Annotated in this window: 1 pseudogene; it reads right to left on the reverse strand. The window is 68.5% G+C overall.

The features are described 5' to 3' along the window. Positions 1 to 207: pseudogene (locus ICC28_RS40080) on the reverse strand (1,4-beta-xylanase); the annotation flags it as partial. Positions 208 to 641: the final 434 nt, after the last annotated feature.

The raw sequence follows: 641 nt of genomic DNA on the forward strand, positions 1-641 counted from the left end.
GCCGCCGTTGAGATCACGCCAGCGGAGGCCGTCCGCGCTGTGCGAGAAGTAGATCTGCTGGCCGGTCGCCCCCTCGCCGATGAAGTGCGCCATCAGGTAGCCGGGGTCGGCGGCGGCCGCCCGGTCCGGTGCGGCCAGGGTCTGGCCGGTGAAGAGGAGGCACGCGGCGAGCAGTATCGCCGACAGCCGGGCGCGAAGCGCGGACATGCACATCTCCTGTCGTTCTGCCGTGTGGGGACGGCGGGGCCGGGCGATGCGGTGGACTGATCCGAGTGCGGTGGGGCGCGGCGGAGCAGGACGGCCGGTGGCGTCCCGGCGACGGCCGGTGCTGCCCGGCGGCGTTTCTCCCGGTGGTCGGCCGGGGCAGCCGACACAGCCAACTCGCCGTCCCACCAGCCGAGTTGTGCGATATGTCGAACTGTGTTCGCAAGATCGGGCAGACAATAGGTGGGCGAAACGGGGTGCGTCAATACATCCGACCTGTCCGAGTCCGAGCGCCGGAGCCCCGGTTTCCGCCACCCTCGAGGCCTCAAGTCGCCTTTTGTGACAGAAGCGTTGACCCGGGCAGGTGCAGGATCTATGTTCTGGCCGAGTTTGCGAACGATGTTCGAAATACCGGCACCAGGGGGTACTCCGTGAGA

Origin of the sequence: Streptomyces sp. TRM68416 (genome assembly GCF_014596915.1) — a bacterium.
Classification (GTDB): Bacteria; Actinomycetota; Actinomycetes; order Streptomycetales; family Streptomycetaceae; genus Streptomyces.